Annotated in this window: 1 protein-coding gene; it reads right to left on the reverse strand. The window is 77.1% G+C overall.

Annotated elements, in window-relative coordinates; genetic code table 11:
- On the reverse strand, positions 1-223 hold a 223-nt coding region (locus CCN51_RS59085), incomplete at both ends, for a baeRF2 domain-containing protein (RefSeq protein WP_483883494.1).

Consider the following 223-nt stretch of genomic DNA (forward strand, 5'->3'; position numbering starts at 1 on the left):
ACCCCCGGCTCCCCCGGCCGGCCCCGCGCGGCGCGGAAGAGGTCGAGGACGTCCTCCAGATGGGTGCGGACGAATTCCTCACGGGCGCGGTCGATCTCCGCTTCGAGCAGTTCCCGGGAGCTGCCCGCGGCCCTGCTGCCGTGCTGCGCCTGCACCGTGCTGGCGCGCAGCGGCTCGGGCAGCCGGTCGTGCACGGCCCTGCGCTCGCGCGGGTCGCCGGCCA

The organism is Streptomyces milbemycinicus (genome assembly GCF_002154605.1).
Classification (GTDB): domain Bacteria; phylum Actinomycetota; class Actinomycetes; order Streptomycetales; family Streptomycetaceae; genus Streptomyces; species Streptomyces milbemycinicus.